The organism is Pelagibacterium mangrovi (assembly GCF_036662815.1).
Classification (GTDB): Bacteria; Pseudomonadota; Alphaproteobacteria; order Rhizobiales; family Devosiaceae; genus Pelagibacterium; species Pelagibacterium mangrovi.
Genome location: NZ_JBAFXA010000007.1, coordinates 179,377 through 200,616 on the forward strand (window position 1 = coordinate 179,377; position 21,240 = coordinate 200,616).

A 21,240-nucleotide genomic window follows, 5' to 3' on the forward strand; every position below is an offset into this window, starting at 1 on the left:
ATGACGCAGATTCTGGAGATCAAGGACGTCCACAAGTCCTTCGGCAACCTTGAGGTTCTCAAGGGCATTTCGATCAGTGCACGCGCGGGCGACGTCATCTCGCTGATCGGGTCTTCGGGGTCGGGAAAATCCACCCTTCTGCGCTGCATCAACATGCTCGAAGTGCCCAATGAAGGCTCGGTCTTCGTCGATGGGGAGCATGTTTCCCTCTCGCCTGAAGGACCGCACCGCCACCCGACTGATGCAGCCCAGCTTCAGCGCGTCCGCTCCAAGCTCGGCATGGTGTTCCAGTCGTTCAACCTCTGGTCGCACATGACGATCCTCGAAAACGTCATGGAAGCACCGCTCCATGTGCAAAGGCGCGACCGCGAGGAGGTCAGGCAACAGGCCATGAGCCTGCTCGACAAGGTCGGCATCGCCGACAAGGCCGATGCCTTCCCCGCCCAACTCTCGGGCGGCCAGCAGCAACGCGCCGCCATTGCTCGGGCGCTGTGCATCAACCCCAGGATCATGCTGTTCGACGAGCCCACATCGGCGCTCGACCCCGAACTCGAAGCCGAGGTGCTGCGCGTCATCAAGATGCTGGCCGACGAAGGGCGCACCATGCTGCTGGTCACCCATGACATGAAATTTGCGCGCGAAGTCTCCGACCGCGTGGTTTTTCTCCACCTCGGCAGGATCGAGGAAGAGGGAACCGTCGCGGAGGTTTTCGGCGCCACCAAATCCGATCGGCTGCGCCAGTTCCTGAGCGCCGCCGGTCACGCCTGACCGGGGCGGCAACCATCATGCAAGACGGGACCCGGTCGCTTTCCACTAACCATAACATCAGAGGGAACTCCATAATGAAAAAGGCGATACTCACCCTTGCCGCGCTCGCGGCCTTTTCGACATCGGCATCGGCCCAGGAGGTCCTGCGCGTCGGAACAGAAGGGGCTTACGCGCCCTGGAACTTCGTCAACGACGCTGGCGAGCTCGCGGGCTTTGAAATCGACCTCGCCAACGCGATCTGCGAACAGACCGGCATGACCTGCGAGATCGTGCAGAACGATTGGGATTCGATCATCCCCAACCTCGTCGCCGGCAATTACGATACGATCATGGCCGGCATGTCGATCACCGAGGAACGGCTGGAATCCATCAATTTCACTCAGGATTATTTCCCGGTCGATCCGTCCAAATACATCGCCCTGGCCGACGCCGACCTCGATCTCGAAAACCCCTCGGGGCTACGGATCGGCGTGCAGGGAAACACCATTCAGGCAGCCTATGCCGAAGAAAACTTCGGTGACGGCAACACGATCATCGCATTCGCGACCTTCGACCAGTCGATCGCCGATCTGGCCGCGGGCAATGTCGATGTCGTTCTGGCGGACGGCTCCTCGCTCGAACCGGTGGTCGCCAATTCCGGCGGCGCGCTGGCGTTCTTTGGCGAAGACGTCCGCGTGGGTGGCGGCGTGGGCGCCGGGGTGCGCAAGGAAGACACCGAACTGCTCGCCACGCTCGATGAGGCGCTGACCGCCCTCAAGGCCGACGGCACCGTCGATGCCCTGCGCGCCGAATGGTTCGACGGGGTCGAACCCGCCTATACCGAATAATCGCAACACCCGTTTCCGGCGGCACCGCTGCCGGACACGGCCCTGTTCGCTCTGGGGAACAACGACGTGGACTCAGAAGCCTTTTGGCTTTTTGCCTGGCTGGGCGAAGATTTCGCCTTCTGGTTCGACTATCTGACCAATGGCAAGCACCTCAATTGGTACGCCAGTTTCCGTTTCACGGTTCTGGCCGCGATCTTCGGTGCCCTGCTCGCCCTGATCTTCGGTATTCTGGGAGCGACGGCGAAAGCCTCGCGCTTTGCGCCCCTGCGCGCCATCGGCACTGTCTATATCGGCATGGTGCGGGGCATTCCCGATGTGCTGTTCTTCCTGTTTTTCCCGCTTGCGTTCGAACAGGGCGTGGAATGGGTATGGTCGCTGCAGGTGTGCACGCCTGAAGCGATAGCGGCGACCCAGGCAAGCTGGCCGCCTTGCCCGGAAGTCAACTGGCTGCTGTCCACAAACGAATACCTAATCCTTGCCTGCTTTTCGCTTGGCATCATCTATGGCGCCTTCGCCGCAAACGTTATCCACGGCGCCATGCGCGCGGTGCCCAGGGGCCAGCTCGAGGCCGCCCGTGCCTTCGGCATGAGCGCTTTCCAAGTGCTCACCCGCGTCCATATCCGCCAGATGTGGGTCTATGCCCTGCCCGGCCTTTCCAACGTCTGGATGCTATTGATCAAGGCGACCTCGCTTTTGTCCCTGCTCCAGATCGCCGATATCGTCTGGTGGGCCGGCCAGCTCGGTTCGCCCAACTTCCTGCCCCAGGCCGGCCTTGTGCACGGCGACTGGCGCTGGGCGTATTACGTCGTCCTCTTCGTCTTTTATATCCTCGTCACGCTCCTCTCCGAGCAGGTCTTCAGGCGGCTGACGCTCTGGGCCCGGCGCGGCATGCCGGTGGAGGGCTAGCCATGGACCTCCTCTCCGCCATCTGGACGGATTTCGTGATCTACGTCCGTCCGGCGCTGTTCAACATCTATTTCGCCGCCGTCTCCCTGCCCGTCGGCTTTGCGTTCGCGCTGCTGCTGGCGCTGGGCAAGAACGCGCGCATACCGGTGCTGAGCCGGCTGTGCTCGGCCTACATCTACGCCTTTCGCGGCTCCCCGCTCTTTATCCAGTTCTTCATGTTCTATTCGATCATGCTGGCGCTCAACCCAATCTGGTGGCGCCCAATGGGGCTTTCCTGGCTGATGATGAACCCGCTTTTCATCGGCCCGCTGGCCCTCGTGATGAACACGACGGCCTATACAGCCGAAATCCTCTACGGCGCGGTGCGCACGGTGCCGCGCGGGGAACTGGAAGCCGCGCGCGCCTTCGGCATGAGCCCCTGGCAGGTGTTCCGCACGGTCACCTGGCCCAACATGATCCGTATCGCATGGCCCTCATACACCAATGAGCTGGTCTTCCTGTTCCACGCCACGGCGCTGGTCTATTTCACCCTGCCGGTGATCGACGGACAGCGCGATATCATGAATACCGCGCAGTATCTTTTCGAGCGCGACTATAACGCGTTCCTCCATTTCTCGGTGGCGGCCATGTGGTTTTTGACCATCACCATGGTGATCTTCTTTTTCAGCGGCCTCGTTTACAAACGGCTGATGCGCCACATGCCGCCAGAGCGCGCCACACCCCGCCCGCGCCTTCGTTTCGGCCCCAAATATATCCGGTGATCCCATGTCCTTGACCCGCACCACCCATCGTATCGACGCTGACGCGCCGGGCACATCGGCAGAGCTTACGGTTTTCGAAATAGGCCCGGCCGATGCACCGCAAAAGATCTATCTCCAGGCCGCGCTGCACGCCGACGAACAGCCGGGCATCATGGCGCTGCACCATTTGCTGCCGATGCTGGAGACGGCCGATGCCCACGGCGCGTTGCGCGCCAAATTCACCATACTGCCCATGGTCAACCCGCTGGGCATGGGCCAGCTTCTGTTCGAAAGCCATCTTGGACGTTACGATTTCCGCTCGGGCACCAATTTCAACCGCCGCTGGCCCGATCTCTTCGCGGCGGTCGGGACGGATGTCGCCGGGCGGCTGACCGACGATGCGGACGCCAATGTGGCCATGATCCGCGCGGCGGTGCGTGACTGGCTCGACGCCCAGCGCCCCCAGACGGCGATGCAGAAACTGCGCCATTTCGTGATGACTCACGCCTATGACGCCGATTACGTGCTGGACCTCCATTGCGACAACGAAGCGCTGGTCCATTTGTTCGTCACCCCCGATTCCATGGCCGAGCTGACCGAACTGGCCGATCACATGGGCTCGGTGGCGCAACTGACGGCCGAGGATTCGGGCGGCGGCTCGTTCGACGAAGTCTGGCCTTCGCTCTGGACGCGGCTGCGCGCCACCCATCCCGATAAGCCCATCCCCTTTTCCGCCCGCGCGGCGACACTCGAATATCGCGGCCAGCCCGACGTCTTCGATGACCTCGGGAAGGATGATGCCGCGCGCCTTTTTGCGTTTTTCCAGGCCAAGGGGCTGATCGATGGAACACCGCCCGCCGTCGACCCCGCCCCGGCGCCGCTACCCCTCAGCGCCACCGAAATGCTGCGTGTAGATAAGGCCGGCCTTCTCGCCTATCGGGTGGAACTCGGCGACACCGTGGAAAAAGGTCAGCCCGTCGCCGATCTGATCGCGCTCGACGGCCTCGGGGCGTTCACCGAACGCACCCCGGTGCTGGCCGGCACCTCGGGGCGCGTCATCTCACGCAATCAGTCCAAATTCGTCGTCCCAGGCAATTCGATCGCCAAGATCGTGGGCAGCGAACCTCTTGCGGGCCGCGAGGGCTATCTCCTCGAGGATTGATCGCGCACCGGCTGATAGACGAAGCGTGGCATTTCGATCTTGAAGACGATGGCCAGCGTTCTGAACCCGAACCCGATCGTCATGGCGATGATCGAGACGAGTTCGAGCGGAAGCCCGACGTGGATGCCGAGGAGGAAAATGCAGGCCGTCGCCGCCGACACGGTGGCATAAAGCTCGCCCGCGAACAGCAGCGGCACGTCGTTGCAAAGGACGTCGCGCAAAACGCCGCCCACGCAGCCGGTAATCATCCCGGCCACGACGACGATGATGACCGGCTGCCCCATCTCCATAGCCACCATGCACCCCGAAATCGTGAAAACCACGAGCCCCACGGCATCGAGTAGCAGGAAGACCAGCTTGAGCCGCTCCATCATTCGCGCCACGACGATCGTGAACAGCGCCGCGCCGATGGTGACCAGCAGATAGGCCGGTTCATTGACCCAAAGCAGCGGGTAGTGCCCAAGCAGCAAATCGCGGGCCGTTCCGCCGCCCAGCGCCGTCACACAGCCCAGCGCGCAGACCCCGAACCAGTCCATGTTTCGCCGCCCCGCCGCGAGCGCCGCGGTCATCGATTCTGCGGCAAGGGCGATGACGAAGATGGTGTGCAACAGCATGGGGTCTCCTTTGCGCGGCCAAGCCAACCATGAGCGCTAACCTCTCCCGTAAACCGGGAGCAAGGACAAGGGGATTTACTGACTTGTTGATCGCGCTTCCGAACCGCAAAAGCGCTTCAGCTTTTGCCCATGCGCCGGGCGACGCGTTTTTCGAGCACCACGAAACCATCATAGAGCAGCACGGCAAGTGCCCCCACGATCAGCCCGCCCTGGAGCACGAAGGCCGTGTTGCCCGAAAGAAGGCCGGCGATGATCACCTCGCCCAGCGTGCGCGCCGCGACCGTTGAGCCGATTGTCGCGGTCGACAGCGAGATGACCACCGAAAGGCGGATACCGGCGAGGATCACCGGGAAGGCGAGCGGCAATTCGACGGTCACCAGCCGCTGCCACCCTGTCATCCCCGAACCCCGTGCCGCCTCCCGAACCGATGGAGGAAGGCCAAGAAGACCGGTCAGGGCGTTTTCGAAGATCGGCAACAGGCCGTAGAGAAACAGCGCCACCAGCGTCGGACCGTTGCCGAAGCCGAGCATGGGCACGGAAAGCGCAAGGACGGCGACGGGCGGAAACGTCTGGCCGATATTGGCGACCGCGCGCGAGAGGGGCAAGAACTCTTCGCCGAAGGGGCGCGTGACGAGGATAGCGAACCCCACCGCCACCACCGTTGCGAGCAGTGTTGCTAGGGCAACAATGCCCAAATGGCTCAGAGTGAGAGAGAGGATCGAGGTCTGCGTATAGATCGCGGGGGCGTCGTAGCGGGTGAGCGGCGCAAAAAGCGGAGCGAACGATGTCGGCGTCACGATGAACGCGACCAGCAGGACGAGGACGGCCAGCCGGATGATTGCCGAAAGCTTCATTGCGGACGGGCCGCCCGTTTGTCGAGCGCTGTCCGGCTCACGATTCCGACCGGCTTACCTTCCGAGACGACCGGCAGGACGTCGCGACCGGACCACAGCATTTCCGAATAGGCATCGCGCAATGACAGATCGGCCTCGACCGGCGGTCCCTCGCCGGTTCCCGGCTCTACGACCTCCCTCACGCAGGAAAGCGTCATGAGACGGAACGCCTTGTCCCCCGAACCCAGCATGGCCTCGACGAAATCGTCGGCGGGGCGGGCGATGATTTCGGCGGGCGAAGCGTATTGCAGCACCTTGCCCTCGCTCATCACCGCGATGCGGGTGCCCAGCCTGATCGCCTCGTCCATGTCGTGGGTGACCAGAACGATCGTCGTTTTCAACCGGCGCTGGATATCGACGAGATCGGCCTGCGCCTTGGCGCGGATGATGGGATCGAGGGCACCGAATGGCTCGTCCATCAACAGCACCGACGGCCCCGCCGCCAGCGCCCGGGCCACGCCGACGCGCTGTTTTTGCCCGCCTGAAAGCTCGTGCGGCATACGGTGCCGGTACTGGTCGGGTTCGAGCTGGAAAAGCGCAAGCAATTCATCGACGCGGGCCGCGACCCTGGACTTGTCCCAGCCGAGCAGTTTGGGAACGGTTGCGATGTTGCCGGCCACGTCCCAATGGGGGAAAAGGCCATGCCCCTGAATGGCATAGCCAATTTGGCGGCGCAGCTCGAACGGGGCGATTTCGCGGGTGTCGCGCCCATCGATGCGGATGGTGCCGGCACTGGGTTCGACCAGCCGGTTGATCATCCGCAACAGCGTGGTTTTTCCCGACCCGGACGTACCCACGATGGCGGCGATTTCGCCCGAGGGTATGGTGAGCGTGACATCGTCCACCGCCGCCCGGCCGTCATAAGTCTTGGTGAGATTTTCGAGTTCGATCATGGCGTGCCCCTGTTGCGGCCGCGGCTGAGTTCGACGCCGGCATCGAGCACGATTGCTGCCGCAAACGCCATGGCGACGGCAGGAATGGCGCCCAAGAGCACCAGCGGCATCGCGGTCTGCGTGATGCCCTGAAACACGAACGTGCCCAGCCCCCCGCCGCCGATCAAACCGGCAATGACGGCAAGCCCGATATTCTGGACCAAAATGATGCGGATGCCCGTGAGGATGACGGGGAAGGCGAGCGGCAACAACACCTTGCGCATGCGCTGTCCGTCGGTCATGCCCATGCCGCGCGCCGCGTCATTGGCATCGCGCGGCACTGTATCGAGCCCGACGACGGTGTTGGAGACGATGGGCAAAAGCGAATAGGCGAACAGCGCCACGAAAGCCGGCGCAAAGCCGATGCCAGCAATCCCGATTGCCGCCGCGCCGGGAATATTGGCCCCGATCCAGGCCATGGGAGCGATCAACAGCCCGAAAAGCGCGATCGAGGGGATGGTCTGGACGACGTTGAGGCCGCCCAGAATGGCGGCGCGGAGTTTGGGAATGCGATAGCAAACGATGCCCAGCGGCACGCCGGCGACCACCGCGACAGCGACCGAACCGAAGGCGAGCAGCAGATGGGTTTCGACCTCGCGCAGGAAAGCGCTCTGGCGGCTCTGGTATTCGCGCATCACCGCAAGATCGTCCCAGAGGCCGGACATGAGGATAAGCGCGAGAGCAATAATTACCCCGACCAATACACCCACGCGCGCCAAGGGTTTGAGGTTGAAGCGCGCCAACGCATCGGTGGCCGCCAGCGCGAAGGCGAAGACGAGTATCCACACCCCCGATCCCGGGGAAACGCGCGCATAAGTGTCGCCCTCGGGAATGAGGCCGGTCGCACCGATACCCACGCCTATGGCCAGCGTCGCCAGCCCGAGAGCCGAAACGGTAAGCCGCCAGATCAGTGGCGTGCGCAGAAGCAGGATGACCAAGGCAAGGCCGAGCCCGGCAATGAGCGCGAACCCGGCTGGCCCCAGCGCCTCCCATGCCGGAACAGCCTCGCCCGGCACAATCCGGTTGGCGCGGAAGGAGAGGAAAGGTTGGAACGCAAGGGCGAACAGGCCCAGGGCCGCGACGACCACGCCGAGCTTGTCGATGCCTGTCGATTTCGGCGCAGTGTGGATGAACGTCGTCACGGGGCGAACGAAGCCGCCTTGCGGCGGCTTCACTCCATCCTAGAGCAGACCGTTTTCGGTGAGATAGGCCTCGGCGACCGCGTCCGCCGGTTCGCCGCCCACCTGAACGCGACCATTGAGGTCCTGAAGCACTTCGAGCGTCAGGCCTTCGAAAACCGGAGCCAAAATCTCCTCGATCTGCGGATATTCCTCAAGCACCGCCTGACGGATGATGGGGGCCGGTGCATAGACCGGCTGCACGCCCTTGTCGTCTTCCATGACCACGAGGCCCGAAGGGGCAATGCCGCCATCGGTGCCATAGACCATGGCGGCATTGGCGCCGGACGTCTGGTTGGCGGCTGCCGCGATGGTTGCCGCCGTATCCCCGCCCGAAAGCTGGATGAGCTGATCGGAGGCGAGTTCGAATCCATAAGCCTCCTGGAAGGCCGGCAGGGCGGCGGGCGAGGTCACGAATTCGCTCGAAGCGGCAAGGACGATCTCACCGCCTCCGGCCACGTACTCGCCGAAATCGGTAAGCGTTGCCAGCCCGTTTTCCTCAGCAATTTCCGAGCGCAGGGCGATGGCCCAGGTGTTGTTGGCAGGCGAAGGCGTGAGCCAGACGATGCCGTTTTCCTGCAGATCCATCTCGGCGACGCGCTCATATGCCGATTGCGCATCGTTCCAGACTGGCTCATCGCCCAGGTTGAAAAAGAAGGCGCCGTTGCCGGTATATTCGGGATAGATGTCGATCTGGCCCGCCGTGATCGCCTCGCGCACGATGGGCGTGGCGCCGAGCTGGAGACGGCTTTCGACCGGGATATCATTGGCCTCGAGCATCTTGACGATGATGTTGCCCAGCACACCGCCCTCGGTATCGATCTTGGACGAGACGACGACTTGAGCTGAGGCGGCCGAGGCCAGCGCCGCCATAATGGCCGCACCAGCAAAACTTTTGAGGAAACGCACTGGGGTTCTCCGATCTGGCTTCAGGTCATATGCGTCCCCAGCCTATAGATCGAGACTGGGATGGCCACCCTGAGACGGCAAAAATAATCGTACCCCTTTTGTTCCAAATTCGTCAACCCATCGGATTGGGTAAATAACCGATAAACCCCGTGAGCTTCCAATCGCTGGCGGTGCGGGCCAGCGTATAGACCGACTGCCAGTTGAGGATATCGGCGCTTCCGTCCCTCATCTCGACCCGACCGTCGAATTTCTTGTGGGCAAGTGCCCGATCCCCCGCAATTTCGATCTCATCGAGTCGCGTGGCATTGAAGATACCTTCTCGCGCCGTGGCGGAGACTACTCTGCGCGCGAAATCGCACGCTCCCTCCAACCAGGATTCGCGATAAGCCTCGAGCGTGGGGAAGCTGATGCGCCAATCGTCCGGATTTGCTGAGGATTTTCCATCGATCCCGTGAAACCGATCGGCAGCGAAATCGGGTTCGACCATCGACCAGTCGCAGGCAAGGAACGCCTCGATATCGCGGGCAACGAGCATCTCCCAGATGGCATGGCGGTCAGGATCGCCCGCGAACGGGTTGAGGGCATAAAGGTCCATTTTATTTCAGCATGCCCTTGTAAATGCCGGGTTTGGAGCCGGGAATTTCGATGGCGTCGAGCTTTTTGAGGTAGAATTCGACCGGCCCTGGATCGCCGATAATGGCGTAGGCAAAGCCTTTGTTTTCAAGGTCTTGCAAGGTTCCGAACAGCAGCGCCTCGCCGATTCCGCGCCCGCGTGCCGCCTCGGAAACCCCGGTGGGGCCGAAAAAGCCGCGGGCAGTGACGTCGCCGCAGGCAAAGCCCAGCAAGGCGTTGGAATCATGAGCGATCCAGACGTCGATGGGCTGGTGGGAAAAGCCGGTTTCGACCTCCGAGCGCCAATGGCGGGAGAAATGGGTTTCAACCCAATCGCAGACAGTCAGGCGTTCGGGCGCCAGGGCCCGACGGATGGTAACACCTTGATCGGTAACGCGTTTATAGTCATATTCGGGCAAATCATAGAGACGGATGAGAAGGTCGGCCATCAGGCGGCATCCATGTCCTGGAAACGGTGACGGACAAAATGGCCCGGTTCGACCTCGACCGGCAAGCCTGCCGGTTTGCGGGCCAATGCGCGGACTTTCTCAACCCCTTCGGTAAAGGCCCGGCCGCCGTCTTGGTCTTGCACAAAATGCATAGAAGGGTCGGGTACGGCGTTTAGGAGAACTTTTGTGTATGGATGTGCCGGGTTTGCGACCACCATTGTGGACGGCCCCCATTCGACGACCTGCCCGGCGAACATCACGGCGGTCTCCTCGGCCAGATAATGGGCCGTGGCGATGTCGTGGGTGATGTAGAGGAAGGTGATGCCGCGCTCGGTTTTCATCCGCTCCATCAGCCCCAGGACCGACTTGCGAATCGAGACGTCGAGCATGGAGGTGGGTTCGTCCGCGACGATCAGCTCGGCGCCTACAGCGAGGGCTCGGGCGAGGTTGACGCGCTGGCGCTGGCCGCCGGAAAGTTCGTGCGGATATTTTTCCAGCGTGACGTCGGGATCGAGTTCCACATCGGCGAGGACGCTTCGGACGGCTGCGGCGAGATCGGAGCCCGAGAGCTTCTTGTGCAGTTTCAATGGCCGTTCGATGTGGTGGCGGATGGTGTGGGCCGGGTTAAGGGCGGCGAAGGGGTCCTGGAAGACCATCTGCACGGCCCGAGCATAGGCGAGCTCTTCGGCCCGGCCGGAGATATCGGCGATATTCTTGCCCTTGAAGCGGATTTCGCCTTCCGAAAGCTGGAACAGGCGCGTGACCGAGCGGCCGATGGTGGATTTTCCTGAGCCCGATTCACCCACGATGGCAAGCGCCCTGCCCTTTTTGACCGAGAGGGAGACATTGCGCATGGCGACCACTTCCTTGGCCGCGCCAAGCATGGGCTTGAGATGGAATATCTTGCTGGCGTTGTCGATTTCGAGAAGCGGAATATCGGACATGTCTTCCTCCTATGCCGGGCCGAGACGAGGCATGGCGCCCCAGAGTTTCCGAGTGTACGCATGGCTCGGATCGGAGACGATCTCGGCGGTGGGCGCGTGCTCGACGATGCGGCCTTCGAGCATCACCGCGATCCTATCGGCGAACTGGCTCATCAGCGCCAGATCGTGGGTGATGAACAGAATCGAGAAACTAAACCTTGCCTTCAACACCATGATCTCCTGCAAGATCTCACGCTGAACGACGACATCCAGCGCGGTGGTCGGTTCGTCCATGATGATGAGCTTGGGATTGAGCGCCAGCGCCATGGCGAGGACCACGCGCTGGCGCATGCCGCCCGAAAGCTGGTGCGGATAATCGTCGAGCCGGGCGGCCGGAATGCCGACGAGTTTGAGGAGTTCTTCGGCGCGAGCCCGGGCTTCAGGTTTGCTCATGGAGGTATGGCGCACCAGCATGTCGCGGAACTGCTCGAACAGGGTCAAAACCGGATTGAGCGAATTCATGGCGCTCTGGAACACCATTGAAACCGTGGACCAGCGCCATTTTTCCAGCCGCGCGGGCGGCATGGCCAACACGTCCTCGCCATCAACAATGATCGAGCCCTTCGAGATGATGGCCGGCGGGCGGTGCAGGCGCATGAGCGAAAAAGCGATGGTGGACTTGCCGCAGCCGGACTCCCCGGCCAGCCCCATGATCTCGCCCTGCCCGATATCGAAATCGACGCCCTTGACGGCGGTAAACAGGCCCTTTCCGGTAAGGTAATCGACCTGCAAGCCCCGGACGGAAACGAGTGCGGTCATTGAGCAGCCTCCCTGAGCTTGCCGGCGGCGCGCTGGCGGTCGAGCTTTTCCTGCGCCTTTGCCGCGGCGGCGATGGTACCCAGCGTCCTGAGGCGTGGGTTGGAGATTTCATCGACGCCGAAATTCAGAAGCGACAGCCCGATGCCGATCCCGGCCACGGCGAGTGCGGGGGCAAGAACTTCCCACCATGCCCCGACCGTGATCGCAGAGGAATTCTGCGCGTGATAGAGCATGGTGCCCCAGGAAACCGACATGGGATTGCCCAGGCCGAGGAACTCGAGGGTGGCCTGGGTGATGATCGTATAGGTCACCGAGCCGATGAAATTGAAGCCGATGATCGAGAGCAAATTGGGCAACAGCTCGACGAAGATCATCCGGTGGGCGGGCTCTCCGATCAGCTCAGAGGCCTGGATATATTCGCGCTGCCGCAGCGTCATAGTCTGGGCGCGGGTGACGCGGGCGCCCCAGGCCCATGAGGTGACGCCGATGATCATGGCGATGACCACTGGGGAGGTCTGGCCGACGAAAGCGGCGATCACCAGCAGCAGCGGAAGCTGGGGGATGACCAGGACGATATTGGTGCAGAAATTGATGATCTCATCGACAATGCCGCCGAGATAGCCCGCCGTAATGCCGAGCACCGTGCCGATCAGGACGACGAGCAGCCCGGCGAAGAAGCCCACCGCGAGCGAGGTGCGCGTGCCGTAGATCAATTGGGCGAAGACGTCGCGGCCCATGCGGGTGGTGCCCAGGATGGTTTCCCCATCAGGCGCCACATGCGGGCGACCGACACGATCCATGGGATCGACGCCAAGCAGCATCGGGCCAAAGATGGCGACGGCCACATAAAACAGCACGATGGCGAGCCCGAAGGCGGCCTTGCGGTTGCGCAGGAAAACCTTGAGCGTTTCAACCATGGATCAAGCCCTCCGCAGCCGGGGGTCGAGCAGCACGTAGAGCAGGTCGACGATGAGATTGGCGGTGAGGATGGCCAGCGTCATGATCAGCAACTGGCCCTGGATCAGCGGATAGTCGCGGGTGACAATGCCGATATAGAGGGTTTGGCCCAGGCCGGGATAGTTGAAGACCACTTCGGTGACGAGCGAACCGCCCAGGATGGCACCGAGCGTGAGGCCAAGCGAGGTGACCGAGGGCAGCAGCGCGTTGCGGGCGGCATAGTTGAACTTGACCCGGCGTTCGGAAAGGCCCTTGGCCAGCCCCATGATGACGTGATCTTCGCCCAACTGGCCGATCATGTTGTTGCGCATGGTGACGAGATAGCCGCCGACGAAAACCACCATCAGCGAGCAGACGGGCATCAGGGCGTGTAGGACGACCGAACTGAGATAAGCCCATGAAAACGCCGCATCGAGGCTTGGATTGAAGGCGTATCCGGTGGGCAGCCAGCGCAGGGCAACGCCAAAGACGAAGAGTGAAACCAGCGCGATGACCACGGGGGGAATGGCTTGGAGCGCCAGCGAAGTGGGCGTGATTACGGCATCGAACGCGCCGCCGCGCTTCCAGGCGGCAAAGACGCCCATGAAGGTTCCGATGGCGAATGCCAGGACCGTGGCACAGCCGGCCAGCAGCAGCGTCCAGGGGAGCGCATAGCCGAGCCGGTCGTTGACCGTCTGGGGATAGAAGCGGATCGAATAGCCCAGATCGCCTGTGAAGACCGATTTGAGATAGGCGAAATATTGCTCGTGCAGCGGGCCGGTGGCAAAGCCGAAAGTTTCGATCAGCGCGGCGCGGGCTTCTGGCGGGATCGTGGTTTGCGACTGGGCGAACATCATGTCGATGGGATTGCCGGGCATCAGACGCGGCAGGATGAAATTGATCGTCGCGGCCACGAAGAAGGCGACGATGTAAAAGCCCAGACGGCGCAGGACGAAGGCCATTGTTTTCTCCTTGCCGAAGCAGCGCTCGCGGAAAAGCTGCTGCTGGATTCCGGGAACAAGTCCCGGAATGACAGGGGGATTATGAGGAAAGGCTTGCTTTACCCACCAGCCTGTCACCCCGGGATTTATTCCCGGGGTCCAGTGCAGCGGACGCCAGAAGCACCGCGTTCAAGTGTTACTCTTCCACCGGCCGCAGGGCGAGCAGGTGCAGCAGGCGTTCGGGGACGCCGGAGTAGACCACCGGGCGCGCCACGGGGTTGTCGGCGTTAAAGAAGCCCGTGAAGCGCGAGGTGTTGTACTCGTACCAGAGCGGGTTATCGAACACCCAGATCACCGGCATATCCTCGGCCACCAACATCTGGATCTCGTTCATGTATTGCTGCTGTTCGTCCGGATCGATGGTGGTGTTGAACGCATCGAGCGCTTCATCAAGCGCTGGATTGGAATAGCGCGCCGACTGGAAGCGCGACTGGCCGATATGGCGCGAATGCAGCGCCTGATCGAGGAAATAGTGCGGGCTAACGCCGGTGGTCACCGAATTGATGGCGGCCTGGTAATCGCCGGCGATCAACTGGTCGGTCCAGGCCGGGCTTTCCGGGGTCTGCATGGTGGCGTTGATGCCCAGTTCGTTGAGCCCTTCAACGCCGAGTTGGACGGTGTTGACCCAATCGGTCCACCCATTGGGGACGATGATGTCGAAAGCGATCGGCTCCCCGCTCGGGCTCTCGATGAAGCCGTCGCCGTTGGCGTCCGAATAGCCGGCCTCCTCAAGAAGCGCGCGGGCGCCTTCGATATCGAATTCGGTGTATTGGCCGTATTGGGCTTCCACTTCCGGATTGTTCCAGGAGTGATAGGCACGGCCAAGGCCGGAGGGATAATCATTGGCGGTCGGGTAGCCGTAGCCTGCGATATCGACCATCGCGTCGCGATCCATCGCCATTGAGAAGGCGCGGCGGAAATTGACGTCGTTGAAAGCTTCGGCGAGGCCGGGTTCCTCGGTCTGCATATTGAGCGAGAAATAGACCGGCGAGCCCGAGGGGAACCAATAGCCGTGATTGTCCGGATCGGTGCCCACATAGGTGCGCTCGATATCGGGCAGGAACGAGCCGAACCAGTCGAGCTCGCCGTTGGCGGCCGCCGTCAGCACCTGATCATTGTTGGCTAGCTGGGGCATGCGCATGCAATCGACGTGCAGGTTTTCCGCATCCCAGTAATTGGGATTGCGGCACTGGATATATTCCTGCGGCGTGAACCGCTCGATTTCGGTGAGCGGGCCCGAACCGACCGGGCCTGGATTGGTGAAGGTCACGGGGTCTGTCACATCGGCCCAGATGTGCTCGGGGACGGGATAGACCTGGACGAGCTGATAGATGAGGCCGGCATCGACCTCGGTCATATCGAGGCGGACGGTGCGCTCGTCCACCGCTTCGACGCCGGCGAGCTTGGGCCACACGGCGCGGGTGTCGAGCGCAGGGAATTCCTTGATGAGATTGAAGGTGAAGACCACGTCGTCGGCGGTGATCGGTTCGCCATCCGACCAGGTGAGGCCCTCGCGCAGCACGAAGGTCAGCGAGAGCAGATCGTCGGAATATTCGTAGGATTCAGCGAGGCGATAGGCGGGTTCGCCAGCTTGGAGCGCGTTGAAAACCACCAGCGGCTCGTACATGAAATCGATGATGGTGGGCAGCACGGTGGTCGAATTGAACGGATTGTAGTTTTCGACCCAAGCGGTCAATTGCTGCGGCACGGCCGTGAGAATGGCGCGATCGTCCTGCGCGGTCGCCGTGGCGATGGCCGGCAACGCCAGGGCGCTAGCCAGAAGCGCGCCCTTGATCAATCTGGTGCACATGGTGGTTGGACTCCCTCCGTTTGACCCGCAGCCCCTTCGCTGCGGGATGTTCCCAATGCCCGGCCAAGATAGACGCCGAGCGTAGCGGGCATTGTGGGAGGAGAGGGATTGGGCGTCACGGGTGCTTTTCCGTCAAATGCGCACCCAAAACCGGCAAAACCGTCAAAATCGGCGATAAAGCGTAGGGCCGGTTTTCTGCAGCCTATCATGGGCATATGAATATTGCTTGACGATGGGCGGCGCGAGGGGCGCGGCCTTGAGGAGGGAGAACGCTCATGGTGCCGACCGGGCTTGCGCCGAAGGGCTTCCGCAGCCGGCTGTTCCTGATCCTCATCGCCATCACCACCCTGCCGCTTGTGCTGACGGCCTATGCGTTCTTTTCCATCCTCAACGCCAATGTCGAGGACGAGACGTTCGCGCGGCTCACCTTCGTGCGCGATGCGAAACGCTCGGAAGTCGAGCAGTATTTGTCCTTTGCCTTCCGGCAGGCGGATTCGCTGGCGAAATCGAACGCCGTGCGCTACTCGATCGGCGATTTCTACGGCTTTTCCTATGCCTTCCGGCGGATCGATCCCGATCCGGAAGAGGCGCGCAACGTTCTCCACCGCATCTTCGGCATCAACGGGCAGGCGCCGGCCAGCGACGGCGAGTTTTCGCCCGATACCGACGCGATGTTCGCCAACGCGCTCGAATATTCCAACGCGCACCAGCGCTTCCAGGAGGAATACCGGCGCTTCATCCATTCGGCCGAATTCGACAATCTCTACCTCGTCAACACCGAGAGGCGCGTTGTCTATTCGGTGGAAAAGGACGCCTATCTGGGCGGTGATCTGGATGGCGAAATGGCCGATACGGCGCTGGGGCGCCTCGCCGCCGAAACCATGGCCGGGGGCGAAGCCATCCGGGTTTCCGATTTCACCACCGACCCGGTTTCGGGCGCCTTTTCGGCCTATGTCGCAGTGCGGGTCGAATTCTACCAACGGCCGCGCGGCGTGGCGATCTTTCGCCTGCCGGCGGCTGGGATCGATTCCATCGTCCAGGCGCAAGAAGAGGAAACCGGCAATTTCTACATGATCGCGGGCAATGGGCGGCTGGTTTCGGCGCCGGCCGGTTTCCCGCAACCGATCGGAAGCCAGATGCCCGCGTCACAGATCGAACGCGAGGCGATCGACACGGCACTGATCGAGGGCGGATTTTCGGACGAGACGGTGCTGGCGGCCTGGGGGCCGGTGGCTTTCGGCGATACGCAATGGACGCTGGCCGCCGAAGTGCCCACGCGTGTGGCCTTCGCCAATTCAGAAGCATTGACGCGATTCGTCCTGATGCTTGCGGCAATCGCGCTGCCGATCCTGGCCTGGGTGGCCTATCTTCTCTCGCGCACGATGACGGCGCCGCTGCAAAAGCTGACCGATGTGGCCGAATCGATAGCGGCCGGCGATCTCGAACGCACGATCCCGGCGGTGGAAAAGCCCACAGAACTGGGGCGGCTGGCCGAGAGCTTCAAGCGCATGCGCGACGCGGTGCGGGCGCAGTTGACGCTGATCGGGCAGAAGAATGTCGAGCTCGAACGGCACGTGAAGCTGATCGAGGAAAAGAACGCCGCGCTGGAGGAGGCGGACAGGCTCAAGGATACGTTCGTGGCCAATACGAGCCACGAATTGAGGACGCCGCTCAACGGAATCATCGGGATTTCCGAGACATTGTCGGCGGGGGCCGTGGGGGAATTGACGCCGCCGCAGCGCAGCCAGCTCGATCTCATCACTTTTTCGGCGCGGCGGTTGAGCCGGCTGGTGGACGATCTGATCGATATCTACCGCATCCGGCAGGGGCGCATGCGGCTCGACATCCACCCGGTGCATGTGGCGACCTCGATCCGCAACGTCATGCAGCTCTCCGAACCGCTGCTGCGCGGCGAGCCGGTGACGCTGGACGTCGATATTCCCGAGACGCTGCCCTATGTGATGGCCGATCCGGTGCGGTTCGAGCAGGTGCTTTATAATCTGCTGGGCAACGCCATCAAATATACCGACCAGGGTTCGATCGCGATCACCGCATGGCGGGCCGGCGATGCGGTGGCGGTGGCGGTGACCGACACCGGCGTGGGGATCGCGCCCGACAGCCTCGAACGCATTTTCCAACCGCTCGAACGCGGGGAAAGCCCCGAAGTGATCGCCAAGCCGGGCGGTGCGGGACTGGGGCTGACCATTGCGCGGCAATTGGCGAGCGCCATGCATGGGAAACTCTCGGCGCAATCGGAGCTGGGTCGGGGATCGCGCTTCGTCTTCGCGGTGCCGGTGGCCGAGACAGAGGCGGCCGAGGCCGAGCTTCTGACCTATGGCGAACGGACCGAGGGGCTGCGCGAAACCGTGGGCATGATGGTTGGCGAGGCGACAGAGATGGTCTTGCCGACCGGCAGCGATGCGCCGGTGATTTTGGTGGTCGATGACGAACCGATCAACATCCAGGTGCTGCGCAACGTGCTGGCACCGCAGGGCTACGTCATCAAGGCGGCGGAGAACGGAATGGATGCGCTGGCCGCAATCGAAAAGAACAAGCCCGATCTGGTGGTGCTCGACGTGATGATGCCGCATATGGGTGGACTGGAGGTCGCGCGGCGGTTGCGAGACCGGTTCGGGCTGCTGGAGCTGCCGATCATCATGGTGACGGCCCGCTCGCGGACCCGCGACGTGATCGCCGGGTTCGAGCATGGGGCAAATGACTATGTGGTCAAGCCCTTCGTGAAGGACGAATTGCTGGCGCGGATCGCGACCCTGCTCGAAGCCGGGCGTGCGCGGGGGACGGCGCGGGAGAATATCGAGCTCAAATCCGAGATCGAGCGGCGAGTGCAGGTCGAGGATGCGTTGCGGCTGTCCCAGCAACGCATGACGCGGCTGCTCGATACGCTGGAGGCTGGGTTGGTATGCGTCAGCGATACGGGCAAGATCACCTATGCCAATCAGGCAGCATCCTTGCTGGCCGGGCGGGTGATCGATCCGGGGACGACACTGCTCTCCGACCTTCTGACGCCGACCATCGTCGATGCGATGATGCGGACCATTGGCGATGAGGGGCGCGTGTCGCTCGACGAGGTTCCGCTGGGGCGGACGGCAAGCCCGGTGTTGCTCAACGGGTTCGAGCTGGAAGCCGATGCGGGGGGCGGGTTCGCTCTGGTCATCACCCCCGACACGGCCCAGACGCGACAATCGAGCGACGGTCTGGTGCGCTCGGTGCGCGGCGTGCTCGACACTGTCGGGCCCGCGTTGGTGGAACAGCGCGCCGCCCTGCCCCAGGCCGAGGACGTCGGGGCGGAGCCGGCACCCGGCAAGGAAGCCTATCGCGAGACGATCGTCGGCGTGATGACGCAATCGATGGCGCTCTGGCGGCGGGTCAAGGGCGGGTCCAAGATCGATTTTGCCGAGCAGAGCGGGGTCTGGCGCGTCAATCTGGATCGTTCTTCTCTGCAGGCGCGGACACTGGACAAATATCTGCTGATCGAGACCCTGCCCGCCAATCCGCGCTGGCGCGACGTGGTGCAGACGGCGGAATTCGTCTTGGCTGACGAGGAAGACGCCGTAGCGGGCAATGCGGAGCTGGCGGCGCAATACGCCGAGTTGCGCACCGCCGCGCAGAGACTGCGCGATCTGGTACGCGAGCACATCTTGCCCAAGCCACGCGGCGAAACCGAACCTTCGGACGTCCAGGACGCCTGACTTTTCTCCAAATTTCCGAACACCAAAATCAAGGTTGCTCAACCATGCCCACGCCCTCGTTCCGCCTCCAAGCGGATTGGAACCCCGAAATCGCGACGCCCGGACGGCTGGCGATCACGCTGGTCAATACCGGGGAGGTGCCGGTTTCCGGCTTTACGCTCACCGTGACCTCGCTGTTCAGGATCAAACCCGGCAGTCCCATCGAGGGCGCGCGTCTGGTCGATCAGCTTTCCAACAACCATGTGCTGGCGCCCGAGAATGGGTTCGTGCTGGAGCCGGGCGGGCGGTGGGAAATCGTCGCGACCCAGATCAGCCATACGCTGCGGCACTACACCTATGGGCCGAAATCGGCGGCGGTGACGCTGGACGATGGGACGATGGTGATCCCGGAAAACACGCCGATGACGCTGAGGGGCGAGGCGGGAAACCCGACCATCGCGCATCCTGAACGCCGGCCATTGCCTGACGGGGAAACGACGGTGAGCGTCATCCCCTTTCCCGCCGGGATCAGCGTTACAGGCAGTCGCGACCTGCCGGAGGCGATCGGGTTCGGCAGCGGGCCGGATATGGCGCGAACGGCCTATGAAACGGTTTCGGCGCTGGCCGGCAGACTGTTCCCCGGAGAGAAATTGCTGGGTGAGGGATTGGACGTTGCCTGCACCCAAAAGACCGGACTGATGGCGGGTGGTTACGAGATTGCGTTCGGGGAGAACGTGACGCTTTCGGCCGGCGATAAGCATGGGTTTCGGCATGGCTTCATCACGCTCGCACAGATGCTGCGGGGCGCGCGGGAGCATCCCGAAGATTTCGTGTTTCCAGCCGGGGGCACGATCACAGACGCGCCACGTTTTGGCTGGCGGGGCAGCCATCTCGACGTGGCGCGGCAGGTTTATACGGTCGCTGAGATCGAGGCATTCCTCGACACCATGGCGTGGAACAAGCTCAACCGTTTCCATATCCATCTCAATGACGACGAGGGCTGGCGGCTCGACGTGCTCGAATATCCCGAGCTGGCGGAAAAGGCCGCTTGGCGCGGGCCGGGCGAATTGCTGCCGCCGCTGCTGGGCAGCCCGTTCGAAAAGCACGGGATGGTCTATCGGGCCGACGACATGCGGGAGTTTGTCGAATACGGGCTGGCGCTGGGGATTGAGACCATCCCGGAAATCGACATTCCGGGCCATTGCTATTGCGTGATCAAGGCGCTGCCGCAACTGGCCGACCCAGAGGAAACCGGCATCTACCGTTCAGTGCAGTATTTTCCCAACAACGCGCTCAACCCGGCGCTCGAGGAAACCTATCGGTTTCTCGATGCGGTGATCCGGACGCTGGTGGATTTGTTTCCTGCGCCGTGGATCCATATCGGGGGCGACGAGGTGGCCGACAACGCGTGGTCTGGCTCGCCGCAAGCCAAATCCATGCAGGGGCCAAATGGGTGGCAGGGGACGTTCGAACTGCAATCGTATTTCTTGAAGCGCATTCAGTCGCTGCTGGAAAAATACGGCAAGCAGACCGGGGCCTGGGAAGAGGCGGCGCTGGGCGGCGGGGTCAATGCGGAACGCTCCTATCTCGTGGCGTGGAAGAAATCGGAAAGCGGGCGCGATCTGGCTCTGGCCGGATATGACGTGGTGTTAGCCCCGGCGGAATACGCATATTTCGACATGGCGCAATCGGACGAATGGTGGGAGCCGGGCGCGAGTTGGGCGGGGACGGTGAGCGTCGAGACCTGCTATGCGTTCGATCCAGCCCATGACTGGCCGGCGACGGTGCAGGACAAGCTGATGGGCGTGCAATCGTGTCTGTGGAGCGAAAATCTGGCCGACCGGAAGCTGTTCGACCATCTGGTCTATCCGAGGCTGTCGGCGATCGCGGAAACGGCGTGGTCGCGGCGGGAGGATAAGGATTTCGGGCGGTTCATGGCGATACAGACGCTGATGCCGGGGGCGGGGTTGGGGCGGTAGAGGGTGCTTCGCCGGCTCTGGCGGGTTTTGCAAAGGCTGCGCACCCCTCATCCGACCGCTTCGCGACCACCTTCTCAAGCCCAGATCGCGGCG

Annotated in this window: 19 protein-coding genes; 7 read left to right on the forward strand and 12 right to left on the reverse strand. The window is 62.5% G+C overall.

From position 1 onward, the window contains the following. The 5 genes from V4T21_RS13920 to V4T21_RS13940 all read left to right on the forward strand — a co-directional run bounded on the left by V4T21_RS13920 (position 1) and on the right by V4T21_RS13940 (position 4,403). Positions 1–768, forward strand: coding sequence for an ABC transporter ATP-binding protein (locus tag V4T21_RS13920; RefSeq protein ID WP_332717820.1), 768 nt, complete (start codon positions 1–3; stop codon positions 766–768). A 74-nt stretch (positions 769–842) separates the two neighbouring features. Further along, complete coding sequence (locus V4T21_RS13925) at positions 843–1,595, forward strand: transporter substrate-binding domain-containing protein (RefSeq protein WP_332717822.1); 753 nt, start codon at positions 843–845, stop codon at positions 1,593–1,595. A 66-nt stretch (positions 1,596–1,661) separates the two neighbouring features. Then, complete coding sequence (locus tag V4T21_RS13930) at positions 1,662–2,501, forward strand: ABC transporter permease subunit (protein WP_332717824.1); 840 nt, start codon at positions 1,662–1,664, stop codon at positions 2,499–2,501. 2 nt (positions 2,502–2,503) lie between these two features. Then, positions 2,504–3,262 (forward strand): ABC transporter permease, encoded by a 759-nt coding sequence (locus tag V4T21_RS13935; RefSeq protein ID WP_332717826.1) that lies wholly within the window; start codon positions 2,504–2,506, stop codon positions 3,260–3,262. Positions 3,263–3,266: 4 nt separating this feature from the next. Next, positions 3,267–4,403 (forward strand): succinylglutamate desuccinylase/aspartoacylase family protein, encoded by a 1,137-nt coding sequence (locus tag V4T21_RS13940; protein ID WP_332717828.1) that lies wholly within the window; start codon positions 3,267–3,269, stop codon positions 4,401–4,403. On the opposite strand, the gene V4T21_RS13945 is transcribed toward V4T21_RS13940, so the two are convergent. The 12 genes from V4T21_RS13945 to V4T21_RS14000 all read right to left on the reverse strand — a co-directional run bounded on the left by V4T21_RS13945 (position 4,385) and on the right by V4T21_RS14000 (position 15,479). Continuing rightward, a complete protein-coding gene (locus tag V4T21_RS13945) occupies positions 4,385–5,017 on the reverse strand; it encodes a trimeric intracellular cation channel family protein (RefSeq protein ID WP_332717830.1) in 633 nt (210 codons plus the stop codon). The genes V4T21_RS13940 and V4T21_RS13945 overlap by 19 nt on opposite strands. 116 nt (positions 5,018–5,133) lie before the next feature. Beyond that, the gene (locus V4T21_RS13950) at positions 5,134–5,871 is read right to left on the reverse strand and encodes an ABC transporter permease (protein WP_332717832.1); all 738 of its coding nucleotides are present in this window, start codon (positions 5,869–5,871) and stop codon (positions 5,134–5,136) included. Then, complete coding sequence (locus tag V4T21_RS13955; protein ID WP_332717834.1) at positions 5,868–6,803, reverse strand: ABC transporter ATP-binding protein; 936 nt, start codon at positions 6,801–6,803, stop codon at positions 5,868–5,870. The genes V4T21_RS13950 and V4T21_RS13955 overlap by 4 nt, the downstream gene beginning before the upstream one ends. Continuing rightward, positions 6,800–7,972, reverse strand: coding sequence for an ABC transporter permease (locus V4T21_RS13960; RefSeq protein ID WP_332718000.1), 1,173 nt, complete (start codon positions 7,970–7,972; stop codon positions 6,800–6,802). Before V4T21_RS13960 ends, V4T21_RS13955 begins: the two co-directional genes overlap by 4 nt. Positions 7,973–8,023: 51 nt before the next feature. Then, complete coding sequence (gene osmF, locus V4T21_RS13965) at positions 8,024–8,893, reverse strand: glycine betaine ABC transporter substrate-binding protein OsmF (RefSeq protein WP_332718001.1); 870 nt, start codon at positions 8,891–8,893, stop codon at positions 8,024–8,026. A 148-nt stretch (positions 8,894–9,041) separates the two neighbouring features. Then, positions 9,042–9,524, reverse strand: coding sequence for a hypothetical protein (locus V4T21_RS13970; protein ID WP_332717836.1), 483 nt, complete (start codon positions 9,522–9,524; stop codon positions 9,042–9,044). 1 nt (position 9,525) lies between these two features. Continuing rightward, positions 9,526–9,990, reverse strand: a complete 465-nt coding sequence (locus V4T21_RS13975; RefSeq protein ID WP_332717838.1) for a GNAT family N-acetyltransferase — start codon at positions 9,988–9,990, stop codon at positions 9,526–9,528. Next, a complete protein-coding gene (locus tag V4T21_RS13980; protein WP_332717840.1) occupies positions 9,990–10,934 on the reverse strand; it encodes an ABC transporter ATP-binding protein in 945 nt (314 codons plus the stop codon). Before V4T21_RS13980 ends, V4T21_RS13975 begins: the two co-directional genes overlap by 1 nt. Before the next feature lie 9 nt (positions 10,935–10,943). Continuing rightward, positions 10,944–11,732 (reverse strand): ABC transporter ATP-binding protein, encoded by a 789-nt coding sequence (locus V4T21_RS13985; RefSeq protein WP_332717842.1) that lies wholly within the window; start codon positions 11,730–11,732, stop codon positions 10,944–10,946. After that, positions 11,729–12,649 carry an ABC transporter permease gene (locus tag V4T21_RS13990; RefSeq protein ID WP_332717844.1) on the reverse strand — a complete coding sequence of 307 codons (921 nt, stop codon included), beginning with the start codon at positions 12,647–12,649 and terminating at the stop codon, positions 11,729–11,731. The genes V4T21_RS13985 and V4T21_RS13990 overlap by 4 nt, the downstream gene beginning before the upstream one ends. 3 nt (positions 12,650–12,652) lie before the next feature. Further along, positions 12,653–13,630, reverse strand: a complete 978-nt coding sequence (locus tag V4T21_RS13995) for an ABC transporter permease (RefSeq protein ID WP_332717846.1) — start codon at positions 13,628–13,630, stop codon at positions 12,653–12,655. 175 nt (positions 13,631–13,805) lie between these two features. Then, positions 13,806–15,479 carry an ABC transporter substrate-binding protein gene (locus tag V4T21_RS14000; protein WP_332717848.1) on the reverse strand — a complete coding sequence of 558 codons (1,674 nt, stop codon included), beginning with the start codon at positions 15,477–15,479 and terminating at the stop codon, positions 13,806–13,808. A 275-nt stretch (positions 15,480–15,754) separates the two neighbouring features. Here V4T21_RS14000 and V4T21_RS14005 point away from each other — a divergent pair, with 275 nt between their 5' ends. Beyond that, positions 15,755–19,189 carry a hybrid sensor histidine kinase/response regulator gene (locus V4T21_RS14005; protein ID WP_332717850.1) on the forward strand — a complete coding sequence of 1,145 codons (3,435 nt, stop codon included), beginning with the start codon at positions 15,755–15,757 and terminating at the stop codon, positions 19,187–19,189. A 44-nt stretch (positions 19,190–19,233) separates the two neighbouring features. Beyond that, complete coding sequence (locus V4T21_RS14010) at positions 19,234–21,147, forward strand: beta-N-acetylhexosaminidase (RefSeq protein WP_332717852.1); 1,914 nt, start codon at positions 19,234–19,236, stop codon at positions 21,145–21,147. Positions 21,148–21,240: the final 93 nt, after the last annotated feature.